Source organism: Lentibacillus sp. Marseille-P4043 (assembly GCF_900258515.1).
Classification (GTDB): Bacteria; Bacillota; Bacilli; order Bacillales; family Amphibacillaceae; genus Lentibacillus_C.
Map to the genome: position 1 here is coordinate 554,645 of NZ_LT984884.1, position 25,391 is coordinate 580,035.

General features: G+C 38.6%; 21 protein-coding genes and 1 pseudogene. 11 read left to right on the plus strand and 11 right to left on the minus strand.

What is annotated here, in order from left to right; all coding sequences use genetic code 11:
- Positions 1–900: 900 nt before the first annotated feature.
- Both C8270_RS02935 and C8270_RS02940 read left to right on the plus strand, forming a co-directional pair.
- Positions 901–1,536: a DUF3298 and DUF4163 domain-containing protein gene (locus C8270_RS02935; RefSeq protein ID WP_106495314.1), complete on the plus strand. Its 636-nt coding sequence runs from the start codon at positions 901–903 to the stop codon at positions 1,534–1,536.
- Between the two features lie 98 nt (positions 1,537–1,634).
- Positions 1,635–2,291, plus strand: coding sequence for a GntR family transcriptional regulator (locus C8270_RS02940; protein ID WP_106495316.1), 657 nt, complete (start codon positions 1,635–1,637; stop codon positions 2,289–2,291).
- Positions 2,292–2,332: 41 nt separating this feature from the next.
- On the opposite strand, the gene brnQ is transcribed toward C8270_RS02940, so the two are convergent.
- A complete protein-coding gene (gene brnQ, locus C8270_RS02945; RefSeq protein WP_106495318.1) occupies positions 2,333–3,688 on the minus strand; it encodes a branched-chain amino acid transport system II carrier protein in 1,356 nt (451 codons plus the stop codon).
- A gap of 240 nt (positions 3,689–3,928) precedes the next feature.
- On the opposite strand from brnQ, the gene pdxK reads away from it, so the two are divergent.
- Positions 3,929–4,738 (plus strand): pyridoxine/pyridoxal/pyridoxamine kinase, encoded by an 810-nt coding sequence (pdxK, locus tag C8270_RS02950; RefSeq protein ID WP_106495320.1) that lies wholly within the window; start codon positions 3,929–3,931, stop codon positions 4,736–4,738.
- A gap of 110 nt (positions 4,739–4,848) precedes the next feature.
- On the opposite strand, the gene C8270_RS02955 is transcribed toward pdxK, so the two are convergent.
- Positions 4,849–7,590, minus strand: a complete 2,742-nt coding sequence (locus C8270_RS02955; RefSeq protein WP_106495322.1) for a UPF0182 family membrane protein — start codon at positions 7,588–7,590, stop codon at positions 4,849–4,851.
- Positions 7,591–7,790: 200 nt separating this feature from the next.
- Here C8270_RS02955 and C8270_RS02960 point away from each other — a divergent pair, with 200 nt between their 5' ends.
- Positions 7,791–9,395 carry a catalase gene (locus tag C8270_RS02960; protein WP_106495323.1) on the plus strand — a complete coding sequence of 535 codons (1,605 nt, stop codon included), beginning with the start codon at positions 7,791–7,793 and terminating at the stop codon, positions 9,393–9,395.
- Between the two features lie 235 nt (positions 9,396–9,630).
- Here the strand turns inward: C8270_RS02960 and C8270_RS02965 are convergent, their stop codons facing one another.
- The gene (locus tag C8270_RS02965) at positions 9,631–10,296 is read right to left on the minus strand and encodes a YtxH domain-containing protein (RefSeq protein WP_158701580.1); all 666 of its coding nucleotides are present in this window, start codon (positions 10,294–10,296) and stop codon (positions 9,631–9,633) included.
- Positions 10,297–10,525: 229 nt separating this feature from the next.
- On the opposite strand from C8270_RS02965, the gene C8270_RS02970 reads away from it, so the two are divergent.
- The 3 genes from C8270_RS02970 to C8270_RS02980 all read left to right on the plus strand — a co-directional run bounded on the left by C8270_RS02970 (position 10,526) and on the right by C8270_RS02980 (position 14,314).
- Positions 10,526–11,524 (plus strand): LLM class flavin-dependent oxidoreductase, encoded by a 999-nt coding sequence (locus C8270_RS02970; protein WP_106495327.1) that lies wholly within the window; start codon positions 10,526–10,528, stop codon positions 11,522–11,524.
- A 93-nt stretch (positions 11,525–11,617) separates the two neighbouring features.
- Entirely contained in the window at positions 11,618–11,827 is a 210-nt protein-coding gene (locus tag C8270_RS02975; protein WP_106495329.1) for a hypothetical protein, read from the plus strand.
- Positions 11,828–12,070: 243 nt separating this feature from the next.
- Entirely contained in the window at positions 12,071–14,314 is a 2,244-nt protein-coding gene (locus C8270_RS02980) for a bifunctional 2',3'-cyclic-nucleotide 2'-phosphodiesterase/3'-nucleotidase (protein ID WP_106495331.1), read from the plus strand.
- Positions 14,315–14,459: 145 nt separating this feature from the next.
- Here C8270_RS02980 and C8270_RS02985 read toward each other — a convergent pair whose 3' ends face one another.
- Positions 14,460–15,311, minus strand: coding sequence for a DUF72 domain-containing protein (locus C8270_RS02985; RefSeq protein ID WP_106495333.1), 852 nt, complete (start codon positions 15,309–15,311; stop codon positions 14,460–14,462).
- A 240-nt stretch (positions 15,312–15,551) separates the two neighbouring features.
- On the opposite strand from C8270_RS02985, the gene C8270_RS02990 reads away from it, so the two are divergent.
- On the plus strand, positions 15,552–16,364 hold the full coding sequence (locus C8270_RS02990) for a YihY/virulence factor BrkB family protein (RefSeq protein WP_106495335.1): 813 nt from the start codon (positions 15,552–15,554) through the stop codon (positions 16,362–16,364).
- 45 nt (positions 16,365–16,409) lie between these two features.
- On the opposite strand, the gene C8270_RS02995 is transcribed toward C8270_RS02990, so the two are convergent.
- The 4 genes and pseudogenes from C8270_RS02995 to C8270_RS20740 all read right to left on the minus strand — a co-directional run.
- A complete protein-coding gene (locus tag C8270_RS02995; RefSeq protein ID WP_106495338.1) occupies positions 16,410–17,096 on the minus strand; it encodes an RluA family pseudouridine synthase in 687 nt (228 codons plus the stop codon).
- Positions 17,097–17,687: 591 nt separating this feature from the next.
- Positions 17,688–18,263: a hypothetical protein gene (locus tag C8270_RS03005; protein WP_106495343.1), complete on the minus strand. Its 576-nt coding sequence runs from the start codon at positions 18,261–18,263 to the stop codon at positions 17,688–17,690.
- Between the two features lie 44 nt (positions 18,264–18,307).
- Positions 18,308–18,682 carry a hypothetical protein gene (locus C8270_RS03010; RefSeq protein ID WP_106495345.1) on the minus strand — a complete coding sequence of 125 codons (375 nt, stop codon included), beginning with the start codon at positions 18,680–18,682 and terminating at the stop codon, positions 18,308–18,310.
- Positions 18,683–18,879: 197 nt separating this feature from the next.
- Positions 18,880–18,978: pseudogene (locus C8270_RS20740) on the minus strand (undecaprenyl diphosphate synthase family protein); the annotation flags it as partial.
- A 326-nt stretch (positions 18,979–19,304) separates the two neighbouring features.
- Here C8270_RS20740 and C8270_RS03020 point away from each other — a divergent pair.
- From C8270_RS03020 to C8270_RS03030, 3 genes are read left to right on the plus strand one after another with little or no spacing between them, the layout of a single operon-like run.
- Positions 19,305–19,868: a site-specific integrase gene (locus tag C8270_RS03020; protein WP_106495349.1), complete on the plus strand. Its 564-nt coding sequence runs from the start codon at positions 19,305–19,307 to the stop codon at positions 19,866–19,868.
- Positions 19,869–19,920: 52 nt separating this feature from the next.
- Positions 19,921–21,426, plus strand: a complete 1,506-nt coding sequence (locus tag C8270_RS03025; RefSeq protein ID WP_106495352.1) for a DUF1538 domain-containing protein — start codon at positions 19,921–19,923, stop codon at positions 21,424–21,426.
- Positions 21,410–22,075 (plus strand): P-II family nitrogen regulator, encoded by a 666-nt coding sequence (locus C8270_RS03030; RefSeq protein ID WP_106495353.1) that lies wholly within the window; start codon positions 21,410–21,412, stop codon positions 22,073–22,075. Before C8270_RS03025 ends, C8270_RS03030 begins: the two co-directional genes overlap by 17 nt.
- Before the next feature lie 229 nt (positions 22,076–22,304).
- Here C8270_RS03030 and copZ read toward each other — a convergent pair whose 3' ends face one another.
- The 3 genes from copZ to C8270_RS03045 form a co-directional block, all read right to left on the minus strand.
- Positions 22,305–22,508 carry a copper chaperone CopZ gene (gene copZ / locus C8270_RS03035; protein WP_106495355.1) on the minus strand — a complete coding sequence of 68 codons (204 nt, stop codon included), beginning with the start codon at positions 22,506–22,508 and terminating at the stop codon, positions 22,305–22,307.
- Between the two features lie 84 nt (positions 22,509–22,592).
- The gene (locus C8270_RS03040) at positions 22,593–24,977 is read right to left on the minus strand and encodes a heavy metal translocating P-type ATPase (protein WP_106495358.1); all 2,385 of its coding nucleotides are present in this window, start codon (positions 24,975–24,977) and stop codon (positions 22,593–22,595) included.
- A 13-nt stretch (positions 24,978–24,990) separates the two neighbouring features.
- Complete coding sequence (locus C8270_RS03045) at positions 24,991–25,293, minus strand: metal-sensing transcriptional repressor (protein WP_106495360.1); 303 nt, start codon at positions 25,291–25,293, stop codon at positions 24,991–24,993.
- Between the last annotated feature and the right edge of the window lie 98 nt (positions 25,294–25,391).

Sequence of the window (25,391 nt, forward strand, 5' to 3'; positions counted from 1 at the left end):
TTAAACAAACTTCGACTGCTGGGCTCTTTTTCTATAAGTATGCGCATTTCCCGCCGTCCGGGATCGTTCCGGGTGGATGCTTTCCGCGGGCACGGCCTCAGCCTCCTTGCCCCGGCGAGGGGTATGTCGACGTTGTCCGCAAAGGACGGTTTTAGTCGACCCTCCTTTTCAAACCACTCTGCGGGGTCTTCGGACACGTGCTGGGGCTGCGCTAACTCGCCCCACCGAAAACCATTGTTCCCGCAGGACAAGGAAGGCTACGCCAGCGATACATCGCACGAAGAAAAAGTGCTTTTCTTTTTCGAGGAGTCACCACCCTCCACTCACCCGGACTAGTGAAGCGGTAGAATGTGGCTCGGTAGAACACATACTACTACAGTTAACGGTAGTAAATGTAATACCAGTGAAGGAAATACGCGGAGACTCCTGGGGGAGGAAAGGCCTAGGTGAGACCCCGCAGAGCGACGAGCGAAACATCCACCGAATAAGCTTCGAGTTGCGAGGAGCGCTACTTCATCGAAATTACTTGCAACGCGACGAGCACCATAGCACGAGGAGGCTCAGCAGCCGCCCCCGGAAAGCGTAGTGTATTTCCGGAACGGCGAGGGAGCAATTTCTTAGTTACCTCGCATTTTATATATAAAACACAAATGCTTTCGAGGGGACGAATAATCGCAGTCACAATCTTTTAGAAAATAGTCTTTATGTTTACCAAGGTTGTTAGAAACGCTCCAAGTTTGCCCCAGCTAACTGTTTGATCTTATTTTATTGGTGCGAAAGTTGAGTCACTAATAAAAAATCCGAGAACATGATTCCAAAAATATAACGCCTGTGAATCAGGGACATTATCCCAGATTATGAATAAGATACTGTAAACTCTTCTAAAAAGGAATGATAGACATGGCATCTCAAGCTTTACCTGTTTCCATTCAAACAATGGCCCTCCAACAACAAGGTACCACTATTTATTACCCACAAGTGATTGGCTTACAAAATGTACATTCACAGCAAACCATTAATCATACAATCTCTCATCTAGCCCAAACATTGATCCACCAGCAGTATCAACAGCAGTATCAACAGCAAGGCGCTAATTCATTTGCAGAAATGATCGGCTCTTATGAAATCAAGACTAATGAACGTAATATTCTTAGTCTCTCACTATCCAATTACGCAATGGCATATCATCATGCAAATGGTTTGACGATAATGAAATCATTAACGTTTGATAGCAAAACCGGAAAACAATACCAGTTGAAAGACTTATTTAAGCCTGGAAGCAATTATGTAGAAGTTCTCACAAGTATCATCCAAAAACAAATCAATGAGCGAGACATCCCGTTGTTGGATAGCCTTTCAAAGATATCACCTAACCAAGACTTTTATATTGCGGACAAATCACTTGTACTTTATTTCCAACCCATCGAAATCACACCTCACTATTTTGGATTTCCAATGTTCCCTATTTCTGTCTTTGAACTAACCGATATCCTTGACGAAAATGGACCACTTGGCAAAATGGCAGTTAACCAATAATTCATGGAATATAATGATATATTGCATATACCAATAAGCATTTTTCATGTATACTAATACTAAATAAACGATAAAAAATTTAGTAAGGATGAATTGTAATGCCGATACCAACAGATCATTCCAAACCAATCCGCAAATCTGCCAAGGAAAACGCATTTAGCCAATTACAAAAATGGATTATAGACGGTACTTTGCAGCCTGGGGAAAAGTTGAATGACTCGGAACTTGCGGAAGCGCTCGGAGTCAGTAGAACACCAATCCGTGAATCGTTGCAACTTCTTGAGGTTGACGGTTTTGTGAAAATGTATCCCGGAAAGGCAACACAAGTAACAGATGTGGAAAGGGAGTCCATTAATGACCTCCTTCCACCTTTAGCGGCACTGCAAGCATTATCAGCAGAACTGGCAATCCCGCATTTAACCGATGAGGTCATCACATTACTCGAAGATACAAACAAACAATTTGCGAAGGCAATCCGTTTGGAAAATTATTTTTCAGCACTTAAAATTGATGAAGAGTTTCATCAGATCATCGTCGATACTGCCAATAACCCGTATATCCACAAAATGGTCGCTTTTTTGCAGTCACATGTCCGAAGATTGTTTTTTCATAACTCCATTATCCTAACAGCGAAGTCGATAAAAGAACATGATACCATCATTACACTAATGAAGGATCGCAACATCACAAAAGTTTCAGCAATTATGCGGGAAAATTGGCTTCGTGCAATTGATGAGTTTCATAAATTAAGTTAAAAAGTTAAGCCGGTCTTCCCTTTTAAGGAAGCCGGCTTATTTTATGCCTCAACAAGAGATAACCGTTGTACCCGGACTATTGTGCCTGTAAGTGCAATAACGATTAAGGCTGGGAAGAACCATCCAAGCCCCTGATTGTATAATGGCAGAAACTGTTCATAAAAAGAAACAATCTGTTGCAACCATCCAAAGTAATTAATTCCCAATGAATCACATAATGATTTTAATCCATCAATAACACTAATGATAAACGTAACAACCGTTGCTGACACATAAACGAATCGTGAATGGTTAAACAAAGGTGACAAAAACGTTAAAATCATTAAAACAATCGCAAGCGGGTATAGGAACATTAGAACAGGAACCGAATACGTAATAATATTTGCTAAACCGAAATTTGCAATCACAAATGTAAAGGCAGAAAAGAACCAGACAAACTTTTTATAGCTGACTTTCGGTAGTAATGTGTGAAAGTATTCAGCACAAGCCGTCACCAGCCCAATACTCGTTGTCAGACAAGCTAATGTGATAACGATTGCCAGCATCACCGACCCCAACGTTCCAAAATAATAGGAAGCCGCACTGCTAAGAACTGGTCCACCCGTTGCAAAAAGTCCGAATGTTTCCGTGCTTGTTCCGCCCAAATAAGCAATACCCACATAAATGACTCCAAGTAGCGTAATTGCCACTGCACCAGATCTTGCAGTTGCAGAAAGTACACCGCGTGTAGATTTAACACCCATCGAACGAATCACATTAATCACAATAATGCCGAAAACAAGTGAAGCTAGTGCATCCATTGTGTTATATCCCTCAAGGAATCCCTGGATGAACCCTCCGCTTGCATAGGCGTCCTGAGGCGATTGAATGGACCCCATTGGCTTAACAATAACCATAGTCAGAAGAATAGCTAGAAGAACAACAATTCCAGGTGCTAATATTTTCCCAACATTGTCTACGAGTTTTGCAGGATTCAATGACAACCATATTGTTACAGCAAAAAATAGCAACGAAAATAGGAGTAACCCACCTTGTTGAAATCCATCACTCACAAATGGCGCGATTCCAACGTTATATGCAACTGTACCTGTCCGTGGTGCTGCGAATAATGGTCCAATCGTCAGGTAGAGCATTGATGTAAAAAAGATCGCATATACAGGGTGGATTCTGCTTGCGAGTTCTTCCAAATTGCGACTCCCGGAAAACCCCATTGCTAGGATCCCAACGAATGGCAACCCGACCCCTGTAATCAAAAATCCTACCACGGCTGGCCAAATATTTGTTCCGGCATATTGCCCAAGCTGTGCTGGAAAAATAAGATTACCTGCCCCAAAAAACAATGCAAACAACATGACCCCTATCACAAAATAGGATGAAAATGGAAGTTTATCCTTCATACGATTCGCTCCTTCTACGATGAAAACTAGATCAACAAATATCGCTTATATGCAATATATCAGTTACATTATAATACTATCTTTTTCTGTAAAATGCAATATATTGCGAGAATATTATTTTTTAAAACTCTTATTATAACCCGACCTTTAACCATAAAACCGGAAATTCTTTTATTTGCTGAAAAATTGGTATATCCTATTATTAGAAAATATTATTGAGAAAGTTTGGGGGAATTTGGGGTGACAATGAAAAAAACACTAACACTTGCCGGTTCTGATTCAAGCGGCGGAGCAGGTATACAAGCAGATTTAAAAACATTCCAGGAACATGGCGTTTATGGTATGACCGCCCTTACATCTATGGTTGCAATGGATCCAAACAATGGCTGGAACCATCATGTTTTTCCAATTGACGTGGCTATTGTTGAAAAGCAATTGGATACCATTTTATCGGTTAATGTTGATGCAATGAAAACAGGTATGCTCGGTTCGGTAGATATCATTGAACTCGGAGCAAGGAAAATTGATGAATACAATCTTGACAAATTTGTTTTAGACCCTGTTATGGTTTGTAAAGGCGAAGACGAGGTATTACAACCAGAGAATACCGATGCGATGCGCGAATTGCTTCTTCCACGGGCATTGATCACAACACCTAATCTGTTCGAGGCAGGACAGCTTGCACAAACCGGACCAATCAAAACCATTGATGGCATGAAGCAAGCAGCAATAAAAATTCACGAACTTGGTGCAAAAAATGTGGTAATCAAAGGCGGAAAGGCACTTGATCACGAAAAGGCTATTGATCTTTTTTATGACGGAAACGATTTTACCCTACTAGAGAAGGACAAGCTTGATACAACATATAACCATGGAGCCGGCTGCACATTTGCGGCTGCTGTTACAGCAAACCTGGCAAACGGAAAACCTGTAAAACAATCGGTTGTAGCTGCAAAAGACTTTGTCACAGCCGCAATTGCTCATGGCTGGAAACTAAACGAATATGTAGGACCGGTTATGCACGGTGCTTATAACAAATTTACTGAATAATGAACATTAACCTCAGAGACGGATATACGATTAAGGCATAAAAAGTCCCTTGTAGTTTAACTACAAGGGACTCTGTTTTCATTAAGGTTCCATTGCATCACGTTAGCAAGTTACTGAGATTCTTCCAACTGGTTTTCAATGTTACTCATAATTTTACCGGCTTCCTCCCAATTTCCCTCAGACAACGCTTGTTGATAAGCATCAAATAGATCAGCTAACTGTTGTAATGTTTCATCCGCACCTGTAATCGGCTGTGAAGGCTCATCTGACTTTTCGTCCTCGTCTCCATCATCGCCTTCTTCCGATCCACTTTGATGTTCAGGATCAATTAGATTCAACATCTTATCTAGTGCTTTGTCAAACGAAGGCTCCATGACGATATTATCTCCATAAGCCAAGATGATTCGCTTCACTTCTGGTAAGGAAGTAGCATTGGAAGATTCGATATAAACCGGTTCCACATAAAGAATCGTATCTTCTATAGGCACTGCCAGCAAGTTTCCTCGGATAACTTTTGATCCACCTTGCGACCATAGGTTTAACTGTTTGGAAATGTCACTATCCTGGTTAATCCGGTTTTCAATTTGTTGTGGACCGTATATATTCTTTTGCTTTGGAAAACGATACACAAAAACTTCACCATAGTGATCCCCATCATTGCGGACACCCATCCAGGAAATCATATTTTGCCGCTTTTTCGGTGTGTAAGGCATCATTAAAATAAATTCTTCATCTTTTTCTTCCTGCAACTTCATCGTCATGTAATAAGGTTCCATCACAATATCTTCATTGAAGTACTTTTCAGTTGGAAACTGCCAGTAGTCCTCCCGGTTATAAAATACTTCTAGGTTCTCCATATGATAGGTTCCGTACATGGACGCTTGTGTTGTAAACAATTTTTCCGGATAACGGAAGTGTGCAAGAATATCATCCGGTATTTCTTCCGTAAATAACTTTGGAAACATGTTTTGATACGTTTGCATTAACGGATCATCAGGTTGATTCACATAAAAATTCACTTCCCCTGTATAAGCATCAACAGCCACTTTCACAGGGTTTCTTAGATAGTTTTTATTACCTTGATAAGGCTCTGAATAAGGATAGCGCTCTGCCGTCATATAAGCATCAATAATCCAGACAAGACTACCATCATCCCGGACAACAATATATGGATCTTTGTCATACGTGAAAAATGGTGCAATTCTTTTTACACGATCCTTAATATTTCGCGTATCAAGTAATTGGCTGTCTTTGGTAATTTGGTCCGATATAAACATCCGGAAAGACCCTTCATTTAAAGCAAATAATAGACGGTTGATACCTTGTAGTGGAATCCCTGAATCTGCTTCATATTGATTCTCGACATTCTCATCTCCTGACGGGTAATCAAATTCATCTACTCCGCTATTAACAATAACATTTTGGTAATCCTCCTCCCCGAAGTAGATCTGTGGACGCGTAACATCCAACACCCCTTCTGGCGGAAGATTTTTCACCATATACTCTGGCTGACCTTGTTTTGTTACTTGATTGACATGGCTCATTGTTACCCCGTAACCATGTGTATACCTTAAGTAGCGATTAACCCATGTTTTGGCTTGATCAGGCAGGTCAACCGTACTCAATTCTCGTGCTCCTAAAAAGACTTGTTCATAATCACCATCAATTTTATAACGATCAATATCAACATCATTAAAATTATAGTACGTACGGAATGTTTGCAACTGGTTATAAACTTCAAGCAACGGCCTTGAATCATTCACCCGTATATTTTCAATTGTTTTCTTGTTACGATCCAACATTGCTTCATCCAACGAGTAATTCCCGGGATGTTCCATTTCCTTAATACTATCCAAATCGTAAGCCTCTCTAGTTAATGCTACATTGTGTTTCAAAAAAGGCTTTTCTTTGGAAAATTCATTTGGTGATACAAGAAAGTGCTGCACGCCGACAGATGCCAGTTGTCCAACGATCACCAATCCAATATAAATCACAACAGGAGCAACCATCGATCGTAATTTTCCCCTAATCAATGCGACAATCATCCAAATCGTACCGATAAGTGCCACTGCTGCGAGCACATATGATTTCGGAATATTGATAACCTTATCAGTGTAACTTAACCCGTAAACAGCACTTTCCTGAAAAATGTTTACCTGGTTTGTTAAAAGTGTTCCATAGGGCCCTAAAAGATGGTTCCCAGCTAAAAGCAAACCGATGATTGTAAGTGTTACACCAAGATGCAATTGCGCCAGTCTACTTGACCGATACATTTTAAATGCTGAATAAGCACCTGCTTCCAGTAGTAGGAAAAAGATACTCAACCCTAGTAATAGAAAAACGATAAATTTTAAAAATGGCAATACAAACATGTAGAACGAAATATCCAGGTTAAAGTATGGATCTGTTTGCCCAAAGGAAGCATGATGGACAAATTTCAACATTTGCTCCCAACCGATTCCTTGTGTAATCATACTACCAATTAATCCAACTAGGACTGAAACCCCCAGCATAATTAATGTCATTTTTTTACGTGCAAACATGATTTGCGGCAACTGAACTTGATCAAAGTGACTAATATATGATCGCCGAATCCAAAAAAACGTAACATATGTACATACAGCAAATAAGACAAATCCAATCACACCAAGCAGAACTTTACTCCCCAAAACAGTAGTAAACACTTGTGAAAATCCAAGTGAATCCATCCAGATGTAATCCGTAATCATTTGGTTGGATAATAAGCCTACTATCATAATTAATACAATTACTAATAAAACATACCCAAACCAGCGCAATACGTTTTTCCACTTTTTAGACTGAGTAATGTTAAATGTTTCTTTAAAATCCAATATTACCCTCCTCCCAACCTTACTTATAAGTCTATGTAACTATTCTATTCATATAGACGTACGAATGAAAAGGAAAAAGGTTTCAAATGTTTTTCATCGCCCTAAATCACGAATCCTAAAGTCGCCTGATGGAATGCATTATTTAAACTATATTGGGTAACGTAAATGACGAAAACTATAACAGAAAGAAGATGAGACCAATGGCCAACGAACAATCAAATCGCAATAGTCCTCAAACCAATATCGAGAACGATGATACACTGACAAATAAACAAGGGCATCCTGTTACCAATAATCAAGACATCAGAACCGTTGGGAACCGAGGCCCCGCAACATTAGAGAACTATGATTTTATTGAGAAAATAAGTCACTTTGATCGAGAGCCTGTACCTGAGCGGGTTGTTCATGCGCGTGGAGCAGGTGCTCATGGTTATTTTGAAACATATGGAACGGCTGGTGATGAACCTGTTTCAAAATATACACGTGCAAAAGTGTTTCAAGAAAAAGGGAAAATGACACCTGTATTTGTTCGTTTCTCCACAGTGATCCATGGAAGGCATTCTCCAGAAACATTAAGAGACCCACGTGGATTTGCTATCAAATTTTATACAGAAGATGGCAACTGGGATTTAGTAGGGAACAACATAAAAATCTTCTTTATTCGTGATGCGATGAAGTTTCCGGACATGATTCATGCATTTAGGCCAGATCCAGTTTCAAATATTCCAGATAGTCAGCGTTTTTTTGACTTCTGTGCTAACTCACCTGAAACCTTCCATATGGTTACATTTGTTTACTCACCATGGGGTATTCCTGCAAATTATCGTATGATGCAAGGCTCTGGAGTAAACACCTATAGATGGGTGAATAGCGAGGGGGAAGCAGTACTTGTCAAATATCATTGGGAACCAAAACAAGGTATTAAAAACTTGACGGTTAAACAAGCAAATGAGATCCAAGCATCAAACTTTAATCACGCAACACAGGATTTATACGATGCAATTGAGCGTGGTGATTATCCGGAATGGGAGCTTTATGTACAAATTATGAGTGATGATGACCATCCAGAATTGGATTTCGATCCGCTTGATGATACAAAGCTTTGGCCTGAGGATCAATTCCCATGGTTACCAGTTGGCAGACTAGTATTAAATAAAAACCCCGAAAATTACTTTACAGAAGTAGAGCAAGCAGCATTTGGAACAGGAGTACTTGTAGATGGACTTGATTTTTCTGATGACAAAATGCTACAAGGTCGTACATTTTCCTATTCCGATACACAACGCTATCGTGTTGGGGCCAACTATTTACAGCTGCCAATTAATGCAGCTAAAAAACGAACGGCAACAAACCAAGAAGGCGGGCAAATGCGTCACGAAGCAGAGCATACACCTGGGAAAAACCCTCACATTAATTATGAACCATCCATATTAGGTGGATTAAAAGAAGCTGAGCAAGTCGGTAAAGAACATACACCAAAGGTTGAAGGAAAACTTGTTCGTGAACCCATTGACAGACAAAGTAACACAAAGCAAGCTGGACAAACCTATCGCAGTTTTGAAGACTGGGAAAAAGACGAATTAATTTCAAATCTAGTTGGAGATCTCTCTCAATGTGACCAAAGAATTCAAGATAAAATGGTCGCTCTTGCGGAAGAAGCAGATGAAGAATATGGTCGTCGTTTACGGGAAGGTTTAGCAAATTCCGTTAAGGATGGATCAAGCAAAAACCCAATAGGAAATAAGGATAGTGAAAAGGCCCCTAAACAAGCTGAACAAAAAGGGAATGATGCAAATCCATATTAGTTGATTTAGCTGAGCCTATTTTCACATTAGGAATAGGCTTGGCTTAATCATTCAATTACATGAACAATTAATTAACACAAATAACATTTAATCAAGAATCATATTCACCATAGATCCTATATCGTTAGTCAATATGATACAAGTACTAAGGATATTCTGTTTCTACATGTAACTATGGTGAATTGGTTCTTCTTTTTTCAGAATTGGATTTTACTCGGATCAAGATCAAACGCAGTTATTCACTTTTAGCGGTTGCTTTTTTAGCAGCTTTTTCTTTTGCATCTGTTCCGGACTTAGACGTACTTTTATTTGCTGTCGTTTTACTTGATTCTGCTTTACTACTGCTATTAGATTGTGTCTTTTTCTTTGAAGTAGACGATGTTTGCTTTGTGGAAGCGGACTTGCTTTTCGTACTTTTTTTACTGTTCGTTTCTTTTGTATTTGCAGCTTCTATTTTTTTCTTGCTTGTTTTTGCCTTTTCTTCTTTTGGCTCTTTATTTTGTTGTACTTTTTCTTCTTTTATTTCCTTCTCAGCGGTGTCATTTTTCTTTGATTTTTCCATTTTATCTGACTGCGATTGGGCATCTTGCTTATTATCCACTTTTTCACTTTTCTCTACCTTATCTATACTATTACTATCAACTTGTTTTGATTTATTAGATACCTCGGTCTTAATTTCAGTAATTTGAGCTTTTGTAGTATCGCCAAGTTCTTTTGTTTTGTCGACAGTTTTACTTCTTACAGTATCCGCTTGGAATCTAATGTCACCACGTAATTCTTTGCCAGGTTTAGGAGCAAAAAGCAATGCTGTAGCTACACCTAACATACTACCAACAATTGTTCCTGTTACAATACCTTTACCTGTTACTTGTTTTTTGTTTTGTTTCTTTTTCTCTGCCATATATGTTTGCCTCCTAAATTTTATCCTTATAATAGGCCCATAACCTATAATACTAAAAAATATGGAATATGAACATCCTATAACGTTTCGTACCATGCATTTAAATTTATTCGGAAAATAGTCTAATTTTATGGGAAACCATTAAAATTCATTTAATTGCTATCCCTCATGCAATATAGGAAAATTGTAGACAGCACTTTTGTATTTTTAACCTAAAGGGGTTTTTGTAATGTTTTCTTTAAATATTCTTGATTATTCACCCGTTGATGAAGGGTCAGATGCACGTGAAGCATTGCTACAAACAACAGAATTGGCAAAACGAGCTGATCAGCTTGGCTACAGACGTTTTTGGGTGTCGGAACATCACAATGTATTGTCAGTTGCAAACAGCAGTCCAGAAATGCTGATGATGCATTTAGCTACTTCTACCAGTACTATTCGTATCGGATCAGGAGGGGTTATGTTACCACATTACAGTTCCTATAAGGTTGCAGAGAATTTTCGAATGTTAGAGGCACTTCATCCGAATCGAATTGACTTAGGTGTAGGTCGGTCGCCTAGTTATCAAATTGTAAATAAAGCGTTGAATGAAGAAAAAGGGACCCGGCAATCCTATGAACAAAAAGTTAAGGATTTACAAAAATACCTTACAGATAATACCTTGGAAGACCATCGCTTCCGTAAGTTGATGGCAACTCCGAAAACAAAAACAAGTCCAGAAATATGGATGCTCGGAACTAGCAGCCGAAGTGGGGTAATTGCTGCAGAAAACGGATCCGCTTATGTTTTTGGACACTTTGCTAACCCATCTGAAAAAGGTATTGAGGCAGTTACCAATTATCGAAAACACTTTAAACCTTCGTCTTTACTCGAAATTCCTAATACCATGATAGCCCTATTTGCTGTGGTTGCCGATACAGAGGAAGAAGCAGAGGAAATAGCTAAAGCTTTTGATTTATGGCTATTATTTGTTGAATCGAACAATCCCCCTGCCTATTATCCTTCAATTGAAACTGCAAAACGCAGAGGCTTTAGTTCTGTTGAGCAAGAAAAGGTAAGCGAAAATCGGAAACGCATGATCATTGGAACTCCCCAACAAGTAAAAGAAGAGATTGAAAAGGTTGCTAATTGGTTTCAGGCGGATGAAGTCATGATCATACCAAACGTTTCAGGATTTCAAAACCGGTTAAGAGGCATCGAATTACTCGCAGAAGCATTCCAGTTATGATTATCTGACATAAAGATCCATATAGTTTCGACTTTCCCGTTCAATAGCATAAAAAACACTGCGGTACACAAGCTATTTTACGAGGTGATAATAATGACGGATAAACCAAAAAAGAAGTTCCCATTTCCGACAAAGGCAAATATGGATGGTGAGATTAGTGTCAATAACGGATTAGACACGAATAATCCTTTAAATGAAGAAGATAATTTTGCAGGGGATTCGGTTGATGAACATAAAGAATTGGAATCTGCTAATGAAACGATTGCCGAAAGAATAATATCGCAGGTCAATAATAATTCTTAATATTCAACTCTTCCCTATTGAAAAAGTGGTATGAAGTCGTATTCATACCACTTTTTATTTAAATCACATCTCATTAGCGACTTTTCCATTTTATTATAGCATGAGCGATCGAATATATATAAATTGCGTAACAAGCCTTCCTCACACCAATATTAATCCATTTCTCCCATTACCATTGCTCTATTCCAAAATGGCTAATCTTCCTTTAATCTAGTAATTGAACAAAAAATTGAAAGGGGTTTCATGATGAAAATTAGGATTAAAATTGCACTCATGTTCTTATCAATCCTGCTTATTTCTATACCACTTAGTAACAACTCTGCAAGCGCAGAAGAGACTGAAGAAGGCACTGTCAACTTGAGACTTATGGAAACGACAGATATACATGTACATCTTGCAAATTACGATTATTATCAAGATGAGGAGACAAACGAATTTGGGTTAGCAATGACAGCAACGCTTATCAAGCAAGCCCGAAGCGAAGTTAACAATAGCATGCTATTTGATAACGGTGACCTAATTCAGGGTAACCCGCTCGGGGATTACATCGCCCAAAAAGGACTTGAAGAAGGAGAAGTACATACTGTTTACAAGGCGATGAATCTATTAGACTATGACACAGGAAATATTGGTAACCACGAATTCAACTATGGAATCGATTATTTAAAAGAAGCAATTGACGATGCTAATTTCCCATACGTCAATGCAAACGTCTACTATGACGATGGTGACGATGACCCAACGAACGATCAGCCGTTTTTTGAGCCATTCAAAATTTTACCTAAACAAGTAATGGATTCAAACGGTAATACACAAACGGTAAATGTGGGAGTCATCGGCTTTGTTCCACCACAAATCATGCAATGGGACAAAACAAACCTTGAAGGAAAAGTAATTACCAAAGATATCTATGAAACGGCTCAAAAATATGTTCCAGAAATGAAAGAACAAGGTGCTGATGTTATTGTTGCAGTTCCACACTCCGGACTGGGGTCTGTTGAATTAAAGGAACGTGAAGAGAATGCCACTTACAACTTAACAGAAGTGGAAGGCATTGATGCAATCATGTTTGGCCATGCTCACGAAGTTTTTCCAGGTAAGACATTTGCGGAAATCCCTGGGGTTAACTTGGAAAAGGGGACGATCAATGGTGTACCTTCCGTTGAAGCAGGATTCTGGGGTAACCACTTAGGAATCATCGATCTAAAACTCCAAAAGAACGGAGACAATTGGGAAGTGATCGATTCCAGTGCCGAAGTACAATCAATTTACGATGACAGTACCGGTGAAGCACTTGTAGAACCGGATCAAGAAATCTTAGACGCCATTTCCGAAGATCACCAGGCAACACTTGACTATATTCGATCTCAAGTTGGTGAAACTACTGCACCAATTTATAGTTACTTTGCACTTGTCAAAGATGACCCATCGGTACAAATTGTTTCAAACGCACAAAAATGGTACACGGAAAAGGCTGTTAAGGGTACCGAGTATGAAGGATTGCCAATTTTATCAGCCGCTGCACCATTTAAAGCCGGCGGCAGAAGCGGATCCAGCTACTATACCTATATTCCAGAAGGTCCGATTGCCATTAAAAACGTATCTGACCTTTACGTATATCCAAATACCTTGAAAGTTGTAAAACTAACCGGGGATCAAATTCATGAATGGCTAGAAATGGCTGCGGGGCAGTTTAACCAAATTGACCTGAACGCATCGGAAGAGCAGTCGTTAGTTAACAATGACTTTCCAACTTATAACTTTGATGTGATCGATGGTGTCACATATGAAATTGATGTTACAGAACCAACCCGCTATAACCGTGATGGTGAACTAATCAATCCGGATACCCATCGCATCGTGAATTTACAATACAATGGTGAAAACGTTCAAGACGAGCAGGAATTTCTCGTTGCAACAAATAACTACCGTGCTGGTGGAGGGGGTAACTTCCCGAGTTTAGATGGTAGCCAAATTGTCCTTTCTCCACAGGCAGAAAACAGGCAAGTAGTAATCGATTATATCAAAGAAAACGGCACAATCGATCCATCAGCAGACGATAACTGGTCATTTGCGCCGATTGACGGTGATGCACAGCTTATATTCCAGTCATCATCGGAAGCACAGCAATTCATCCAGCAAGACGGAAACATCTCATATCTTAGCGAGGGGACAGACGGCTTTGCCAAATATGCGATGGATCTAACGCCAGATGAAGAGGAACCAGTAACACTATCCTCGATTAAACAGGATGTTGCAGCATACAAACAATCTGGTGATATGGATCATCCATTGGCCAAAAAACTTACCAACAAGGTAAAACAAGCGGAACATCAATTAAATAAAGGTCATCATCATCAAGCTATTAAAAAGATGGAAGGATTCTTGAAACATTTAAACAACAAAGCGATGGGTAAATTCATTAACAAAGAAGCGAAAGAAAGCTTAAATAATGCTGTTCAAAGTTTACTTAACAGTTGGAATTAAACGAGAGACCTCCATTTGTTCATTTATCCCCTGTGGAAAACATTATTCCACAGGGGATCTTTACTCATAAGATATATATTAAGCAAAATTTTATCAAGGATTGCTTAACTTACCGTACAAGTCTCCTTTTTCCAGTATATACCTATCAAAATAAATCCAACTGCCTTGGCGAAAGTCCTTCATATTCAATCCCAAGCATGTTTTGAAACTCCTTCGCATTACCCGCTGCATCTCCACCCGAATTATTGTTGAATAAAACGATAATATCTTTCGTATCCTTTGTCAGCTGAATGATTCTGTTTTTCCATTCCAAAAGCTCATTACGATTATATTTGTATAAATAGCGAACTTCCCGCCAGTTTGTGTCAGCTCCGTTCGGTTTATTCCATCCATGCAGATTTCTACCGTGCATCCGTACTAATGTCATGTTTTCATTCGTTGTCACAGGCACAATCGGAATCGATCCATCTCCAGCTTGTGGCTCATCAGCGACGGAATGAATCCAGCCCTCCTGTTTCATAAAAGAAAGCGTATTGGCACGATACTTATCGTTAAACCAAGATTGATTCCTAAATTCAAGCGCAACCGGAATATCCCCCATCATCTGTTTGCAATACCGTAAATAATCGACATTCTCTTTCTTGCAGTCAAACCATGGTGGAAATTGAAATAGCACCATTGCCAGTTTATTTGCATCTTGGTATGGTTGTAAGGATTCCTTAAAGGCCTGAAACATCTCTGTTCTTGTCGCAAAAGGAAGTTCCTGACGTTGATGCCCTGTCATTCCTTGATAAGCCTTCACAACAAAACGGAAATTTTCCGGTGTTTCCCTCATCCACTTTAAAGCATTTTTAGTAGGTTGTACCGCATAGAAAGATGCATCGACTTCCACAACCGGAAAATGACTGCTATATTCAGGTAGTTTATCTTTCGCTTTCATGTGAGCAGGATATAGAGAATGATGGTCCCCCCATCCCGTTAAACCTATATAGATCATCACGTTCCCTCCTGCTATTATTTTAGCATAACATTAAAAGTGGAAGTCATATGACGATTTCTGAACCTTTCTCATCTAGTACAGACCATCACAACATTTTGATCTGGGTCACGAATGTAAAGAAGTAAAATCGTCAACCCTGTCAATTTCTGATTCGATTGGATAAAAAAACGTTTTTCGTCATAGGATTAAACTAAATGGACATGCATCAGCTATCGTGAGAGAAAGGAGAATTTATTTGTGAATTTAATAACAACCACTAAGCAAATTCTTGTCCGCTTTTTTGCCGATCGATTCTATGACCAATCGGCACAAATGGCATATTATCTTATGTTATCATTGTTCCCTTTTTTAATTTTCCTCTTTTCTCTGATTAGCTTTCTGCAGATTGATCCGGATAACATACTTGTCATGATCGAACCGTTTGCCCCCCATGATACATATATCGTTGTCCGTAACACATTGGAAAGCATATTGGATAAAGGACGAGGTGAATTGTTGTCTTTTAGTCTCATAGCTGCTTTTTGGCTTGCCTCAATGGCCATCCAATCCCTCGTCCGATCGTTAAACAAAGCTTACGATATTAAACGCAAACAGTCTTTCTTCCTACAAGGGGTTATTAGTGATTTATTACTTACTTTAGGCTTTATGATCATTTTTTCCTTTTCCTTACTTGTCCCAATTATTGAGGACTTTATCCGTACATACGTTCTAACCAGGGTCACAGTGGATGAATTATGGTACCGCTTATGGTTTTTAACGAGATGGGGACTTGGCACATTATTTTTGTATCTTTTCTTTTCCATACTGTACAAGGTTGTTCCTAGTATCAGAGTACCGTGGAGAGGTGTTTTTCCAGGAGCACTTTTTGCAACGATTGGCTGGCAAGTTGTATCCATTGTATTTTCAAGATTTGCTGGTATTGGTAATTACGCTGAATTCTATGGACAGCTTGGAAGTATCATTGCTTTGATGGTCTGGTTTTATCTTACGGCTGTGGTCCTGCTCATCGGTGGAATGATTAATGCATCCCTATATAAAAAACAGCCATAATTTTAGAAAGTAACAGAGCAATTCCTGCCCTGTTACTTTCACCTTTTAACCTTTACAATAATTTAGCCAGTGATTCCATGGGTACTCTTTCGGTGGGAAGGACTTGATTGTAACCACTTCATCTTTCGTAGGATGTTTGAATTGCAATTCATGTGCCCATAGTGCGATCTGCTGGCCAGGTTTATTTACCTTTTGGCCATACTTTTGGTCACCATAGATTGGAGTTCCTAATTCGGAAAGTTGAACACGTATTTGATGGGGCCTCCCCGTATGAAGCTTTACTGACAACAAACTCAAGTTTTTCATTCGATTAATTGTTTCATAGTTTAATAACGCCTTTTTTGCCTTCTCATGACTGGCAGGCACGGTATGTACAATGTTTTTACGTTTATCTTTAATCAGATAATGCTCCAATTTTGCGCGCGTTTTGGCTGGGGCCCCTCTGACAACGGCCAAATACTTCCGTTCAAGTGCATTTCTGCGGATCACATCAGACAACCTTGAAGCAGCTTTGGACGTTTTGGCAAACACCATTGCACCACCAACTGGCCGATCAAGACGATGAACAAGCCCCAAAAACACATTGCCCGGTTTCTGATAACGAACTTTCAAATCGTGCTTTAACAATGTCAGAAGATCATTATCTTTAGATTTGTCTTCCTGAACAGGTATGTTAACTGGTTTTTCAACCACTAGTAAATGATTGTCTTCATAAAGAATGGGTATATCCATAGAATTTTTTCAATCTCCTTAGATACATGTATTTTAAAAATGGTAAAATGAGGAATTTTTAAGCAGAAAGCAATATGTTTAAATTATTGATAGCTTAACTTCATTCTACCTTTGTCCATAATTGTGTAAAAGAGTAACTCACACTAGGAATTTAAAAGTAGCCACTCTACAGAAAATACGACTAAATTAGAGGTGTTACTGTTTAAATTTTTCTCTTTCTGTATGTTATTAAATAATTATGGTTCATTCCATTAACGTTTCATAGCCTTGATCTTCTATCACTTCTTGCATGTCTTGCGTAGTAACCTTTGCATCATCATACGTAACATCACCTGTGACTAAATCCACAAACCATTTGCATGATGATATGCCATTGCGTTAATCGAAGGGGGTTAGAAACAACACTTACAGAGCTGTATGCCATTGTCGCCGCACCAGCTATCCATGGTGCCAATAGGCTAATTGCCGCTATTGGGAGAATCGAATATTTAAGGACGGCTAGAACACCCATAAAACACTTTTTCTTAAACTGTCTAACTCTAACGTCTTTTTATGATTGTTAAAATTATAGACGCACTGGCTGGAGTATTGTTATTCCCCCCTTTCATTCACTGCTACATGTCCATTTAAAATACTGTTCAGCCTCTCCTTAACTTCATCTGTAGTAACAATACAACTGATAAAGCGAAATTTGCCCTTAATTCTCAACTCATATTTATCATTGACCTCTTTAGAGAAACCATAATATTTATGGTTGATGTCAATTTTTACAAATTCAAATGATTTAATTTTATTCCAGGCTATAAAGCGGGCACCACAAATTATGCCATCATCCGCTACGGCAAATAAATCGAGAAAATTATATGTATAGAACAAAGGAAGAAGAATCAATGGATAGAATGACAACTCGGAGTCCATTAACAACCTTCCGATGAAGAACATAATCAATACAAATAGAAGGATGAAGGAATACATAATGATTCCGGCTTTTTGTTCGGTATAGGTCGGAAATTTCACCGGTTTTTGTTGGTAAATTCGAATAGCAGCAATCTCCTCTTCTTTAATCGGAAAAATAACATTCTGCTTCATTTTTATCAATACCTGAATAAATCTATAACCAGCGTAACCGAAGGCAATTAAAAATAGGATATCCATAAGTATGTTCATCTAAATCACTCCTTTCTCAAACAAACTACAGGAGTTTTAAACTCTTATTTTCTTCTTAGAATCGCAGGTCCGATAAATAGACAGATGAAGAATGTTGCTAAAACATAATAAATCAAATATCTTACCTTAATGAATTGTTGATCTAGTATTTTATCACACACAATCAAATAGATTAGCAACAGAAAGAAGGATAAACCCATTGTTGAGAGCATAAATTTCCTAATTTTATTATCAACATTTTTATCAGTTTCAGCATCACTTGGACTTTCCTTGCCTTTTGTTCTCCATTCAGCAATGCTTATACCACTAAGAAGTCCGATTAATAATCCCCATTGCATTTTACCCACGATAAGACTTGTAACACCAACCCCGATAATCCCACCAATAAGCATACCAATATATCTGTTACGCATTTTCACTTCAAACCCCCTTTGACTTTCAAGGCAAGTATATCATCTTAAGCGGGACATGGGGACAGGTTTGTTGTCCCAGTTTAGTTTTGCGGAGTGACGCCGGATGGGGGTAATAATGGAAAAAGAAATCTTTCATTTCTCATTGTTATGGTGTCATTCATCCGCTCAAATAACCGTTCACCGGTTGTGACCAATCGCTTGGCAAGCATCTCCCCCGTGAAATCGGGAAAATATACATCCGAAAAATACAGCTCCGATTCAGCGGACTGCCATAGGAGGAAATTACTTATCCTCTTCCCCCCACCCGGAACGATCCCGGACGGCGGGAAATGCGCGTGCTTATAGAAAAGAGTCTAACAGTCACAGCTTGATTAAATGTGATTAATCCAAGTCAACTTGAGCAGTGAATCTCCATCCTTCCTCATTCTATCAAGGCTTATTTGTCCATTTCACGCTGCAAAAGTTGAGTTATTAACAAATAATTACCCCGAACTAAATTTCAGTATTACCATAAAATACATAATTGCTGCTTACTGTATTAATTTTCCGACAAATAGGGGTGGAGATTAATGCTACATATCATAAGGTATGATATAATTATGTAACATGAGATATTGGAGGATTGCTTATGGAATTCGTTGAGCCTATAAGGAATGTTGAAGACATTAAAAAAATTAAAAGGATATTGAAACTGCACTCACAGCGCGATTTATTATTTTTTGTCCTTGGAATTAATACAGGCTTAAGGATTAGCGATTTACTTTCATTAAAAGTAAATGATGTGTGGAATGGAACAGCAATCAGGGATTTTTTACATATCGCAGACCCCTGTACTCATGAAGGAAAAGCTTTCTATTTAAATAGGAGTGTGGAAAGAGAGCTAAAAACTTATCTAGCCAAAATTGATTTCGATCAGATGGACTACCTTTTCAAATCAAAAAAGGATAATCATCCCATTACCCGGCAACAAGCTTACCGTATCGTTAATAAGGCAGCAAAAGACGCGGGAATGACCGGAAAAATCGGTACACATACATTAAGGAAAACATTCGGTTATCATGCGTACCGTAAAGGAATTGCTGTCTCATTTATAGCAAAAATTTTAAATCACCATTCGCCCTCTGAAACGCTGCATTATATTGGAATTGACAAAAATGAAAACCATTTAGTGAAAGTGGATGTCAATTTATAACACTCGACTATGGTTCTGATTCTGTAAAAAAAGAGAAAGGAATGACTGAATTTTGAATGTACTCGTTTCGAAGTTAAAAGAAGTCTTAATGGCAGTCCTCCCCATTACCGTTATGGTATTAATTTTAAGTTTTACGCTAACACCTCTTGACATTTCACTATTTACCCGCTTTATTATTGGAGCGATTTTAATCATTATTGGATTATCTATCTTTTTATTTGGAGTTGACATTGGAATTACTCCAATCGGTCAAGCAATCGGAAAAGCCATTGCGAGGTCAAATAAGATCTGGATCCTATTAATTGCAGGTTTATTACTGGGCTTTTTTATCTCCATTGCCGAGCCTGATTTACACATCCTTGCCGGACAGGTTGAAATGGTCACGTCAGGACTGATAACAAAGACAAGTCTTGTTATTGTTGTATCAATCGGAATTGGCTTACTCATTGCTACCGGTCTAACCAGAATCGTCTACAACTTTCCACTATACAAGCTATTATCAATCTTGTATCTTATTATTTTTGTACTTGCGATATTTACATCTCCTGAATTTTTAGCTATTTCTTTCGATGCATCCGGAGCCACCACTGGCGCATTGACCGTACCGTTTATTCTATCACTTGCTTTAGGTATTTCTACATTAAAAAAAGATAGTAAAGCTTCCGAGAAAGACAGTTTCGGATTAGTAGCCATTGCTTCAACAGGAGCCATCATAACCGTAATGATTATGAATATCATTATGCAAACGGATAAAATGACCGGGAGTCTGGAAGAAACGAATACGGATGCAAACTCGATAATCAGCCCTTTTCTACATGAATTTCCAACCATCACCACTGAAATTATTGTAGCTTTGTTACCGATCTTAATAATTTTCCTTGTATTTCAGAAAAAATCATTTAAAATGACAGGGAAGGAAGTCAAAAGAATTTTAGTAGGACTGTTCTTAACATTTATTGGACTTGTCTTGTTTCTAGTTGGCGTAAACGCTGGATTTATGGACGTTGGAAGTACAGTAGGATATGCGTTAGCATCCATGGATAATAAAGCATATATTATTGTTATTGCCTTTGTTTTAGGTATCGTTACGATATTAGCTGAACCGGCAGTACATGTCCTTACTGATCAGATAGAAGATGTCACGAGCGGCTATGTGAAGGCGAAGGTTGTTTTAGGAACCCTTTCCATTGGGGTTGGTATAGCAGTTCTTTTATCAATACTGCGAGTACTCATACCTGAACTTCAACTATGGCATTACCTGCTGCCTGGATATATAATTGCTATTGCATTGACCTATTTCGCACCAAAATTGTTTGTCGGGATTGCCTTTGATTCAGGTGGTGTTGCCTCCGGTCCAATGACTGCAACGTTTATATTGGCATTTATCCAGGGTGCTGCCGAAGCGATATCAAGTGCTGATGTATTAGTGGATGGGTTTGGTATGATTGCATTGGTAGCAATGACACCATTAATTGCCTTGCAGGTATTAGGTCTTGTTTTTAAATTAAAATCCAAAAAAGGAAAAGGAGGAGTAAAGCGAAATGTCGAGCAGCAATAAAATGGATCTTGAATTAGTTTGCATTATCGTAAACGCTGGACTGGGAAGTAAAATCATGCAAACTGCTAAAAAGCATGGTATTTCAGGGGGGACTGTTTTAGTTGGAAAAGGGACTATCAATAGTCGAATCCTTGATAAGATGGGACTGGCGAATGTTAAAAAAGAAGTTATTTTAATGGGATCCAATAAAACGACTGCCAGTCAGGCGCTTGAAAAATTAGATGCGAAATTTAAATTCTCAAAGCCAAATCGCGGCATAGCCTTTACTACCTCAATCAATCAAATACTTGGTGCAAGCAGTTTTAAAAGCGATCGTATGAAAGAAAGCGGAGGTGCAGAAGAAAAAATGTATCATGCTATTACGGTGATTATAGAAAAAGGAAATGCAGAGGATGTCATCGATGCAGCCACTGAAGCTGGCTCAAAAGGCGGTACAATTATCAATGCAAGAGGTTCAGGAATCCATGAAACTAGTAAAGTCTTTTCGATGGAAATCGAACCAGAGAAAGAGATTGTATTGATTCTATCAGAGAAGAAAAGCACCGATGCTATTGTTTCTTCCATCAATAAAAAACTCAATATAGATGAACCAGGTAATGGAATCATTTTCATTCAAGATATCAATGAAACATACGGGGTGTATAAGTGATTGGTTTTTGTGTAGCAGCATCCCATTTTTGCTTCCAGCTATGAGATTCGTTAATTTCAATACTTTTAAAAGGGCGTTTCTATTTGGAAATGCCTTTTTTGGGATACGATGGGCCTCCTGTTTCTGCCCAGGGGTTGATGCTTTTTCCAGATAATATTTAAATCAGCCTCTAGTCGGAGGTTTAAAGATCTGGTTTTCATAACAGAAAACCAGATCTTCATTCTTATATTTAGGCAATATCATAGCCTTGTTCTTCAATAGCTTCTTTCATGGCATCAACATTTACTTTTGATTCATCAAAAGTAACATCTACTTTACCAGCTTCTAAATTAACTTCAGCTGCTGATACACCATCCAATTTGTTTAATGCACCTTCAACTGACATTTTGCAATGACCACATGACATGCCTTGTACATTTAATGTTTTCTCCATGACTTTTTCACCTCCTTTAAAGTTATATAAAACGAAACTTCAAACAGTGGGGTTATTACTGCACGTTACCTGTGGGAGAAAAAATTATATCTTCACTCTTTTTAAGCGAAGAGAGTTAGAAACAACACTTACCGAACTTAATGCCATTGCTGCACCAGCAACCCACGGTGCAAGTAATCCGACTGCTGCAACCGGGATTCCCGCTGTATTGTAGCCGAATGCCCAGAAGAGGTTTTGACGGATATTTTTAATCGTTGCATGACTGATTTTGATTGCTTTCGGTATGAGCAATAGTTCACCGCCAAGAATCGTAAGGTCAGCAGCTTCAATTGCCACTTCTGTACCAGTTCCAATGGCAATTCCAATATCTGCAGTAACCAACGCAGGTGCATCGTTCACACCATCACCAACCATCGCTACCTTTTTACCCTTGACCTGAATTTCTTTGACTTTATCCGCTTTTTCTTCAGGCAACACTTGAGCAATCACATGGTCGATTCCTACTTGTTTTGCAATAGCTTGAGCCGTTCTTTCGTTATCCCCTGTTAACATGATCACTTCTAAGCCTTGTTCCTGTAACTCTTTAATTGCTTGTGGTGCTGTTTCTTTAATGGTATCTGCAACCGCAACAATTCCACGATACTTTCCATCAATAGCAATCAACATCGCTGTTTTGCCATAGTTTTCAAATTCAACTAATTTCGCTTCGTTAGCACCAATATCAATTTGATGATCATTCATTAATTTTCTATTTCCAACAAGAACGTGTTTTCCAGAAATCTTAGTTTCAATACCATGACCAGGTACCGCATCAAATTCATCGACTTCCACAAAATCAATAGCATTCTTTGTTGCATATTCCACAATAGCTCCTGCAAGTGGATGTTCCGATCCTTTTTCTGCACTAGCTAACAATCGTAATGTTTCTTCATCACCAGAAAAGTCTGTTACTTCCGGTTTTCCTTTTGTGATGGTTCCTGTTTTATCTAGAACAATGGCATCTAACTGATGCGTTCTTTCTAGATGTTCTCCACCCTTAAAAAGAATTCCGTTCTCTGCAGCCTTTCCTGTACCAACCATAATGGATGTTGGTGTTGCCAGCCCTAACGCACATGGACAGGCAATAACAAGTACAGCAATTGCTGCAACTAAGGCAGGTTCAAATTCTCCAGGCTGGACAAATGAAATCCAAATGATAAATGTTAGAATCGCAATGCCAACAACAATCGGTACGAAATAACCTGAAATAACATCCGCTAAACGTTGAATGGGCGCTTTTGATCCTTGAGCTTCTTCCACCACTTTGATAATCGATGCAAGCGCAGTATCTTTCCCTACTTTAGTTGCTTCGATTTCAATCGAACCATTTTTATTTATCGTTGAACCGATTAAGCTAGCATCTACATCTTTCTCAATCGGAATGGATTCACCGGTTATCATCGATTCATCAACAGATGTTTTTCCTTTTACAAGCCTACCATCTACAGGTATTTTTTCGCCTGGTTTTATAACCAATCGATCACCAACAACGACTTCGCTTGCAGGAATCATAACCTCCGCTCCATCTCTAATAACACGAGCCTCTTTTGCTTGTAAATTAAGTAAAGAAGATAGTGCATTTGTTGTCTGGTTTTTTGCTCTGGCTTCCAAATACTTACCAAATAAAATTAATGTGATTAATACAGCACTTGTTTCAAAGTATAAATGTGGCATATATTCAGGATTGCCAATTGTCTTAAGTGCTTCATATAAACTATAAAAATAAGCAGCACTTGTACCTAATGCAACAAGCACATCCATGTTCGCTCCACCATTGCGAAGGTTCTTATAGGCACCAACATAAAATTGCCATCCGATAATAAATTGTACGGGCGTTGCCAAAGCAAATTGGAACCACGGATTCATGAATATATCCGGTAGATTCATGCCAAATAAATGAACCAACATGGTTATTAATAGCGGCGCAGCCAACACAGCTGCAATAATTAACTTCGTCTTCTTGTGTAGTAGTTCTTTTTCTTTATGTGTTTGCTTTTCCGCTGCCTCTGCTTTCGGTTTCGCATCATAACCCACATTTTTGATTTTATCAATTATTGCTTTGATATCTGTGAGTCCTGGGTTATATTCTATAGCTGCAGTTTCTGTTGTTAAGTTTACTGCTGCGTTCTTTACCCCTTCTTGCTTATTCAATACCTTTTCAATACGGGTCGAACATGCAGCACAGGTCATTCCCAAAACATCTAATTCTGCTTTTTCCATTAAAACCCCGTAGCCGACATTTTCAATTTTCTTCGTAATATCTTCAATGGAATTTTTTTCTGAATCATAGTCTACCGTTGCCTTTTCTGTCGTTAAATTAACTTGCGCTTCCACACCGTCCATTTTATTTAAAGTTTTTTCAATACGACTGGAACATGCAGCACAGGTCATTCCTGTTACACCAAGTGTTGCATGATTTGTTTCACTCACAATGGCTCCCCCCTTACTTAGAAAATTGCTTCAATACACTCATTAATTCCTCAATCGTTTCATTACCTTCACCTTGTTTAATCGCGTCACTGACACAATGGTTGATATGTCGTTCTGTGACAGAGAAGCCTACATTTTTTAATGCGGATTGAATGGCGCTAATTTGTACTAAAATATCTACACAATAGCGATCATCTTCCACCATTTTTTGTATGCCACGAACTTGGCCTTCTATACGTTTTAAACGGTTAATGACCTTTTGTTTTTCATCTTTTGTTCTTGGTTTACTTGGGTGATCATGTAAGAATTTATCCAAATGAATCACTTCCTTTTCTTTTATACCTATACCATACCCCTATATGGTATTGTTGTCAACAAATAACTTCCTATTTTATAAAACATCTTGGAGTTTTT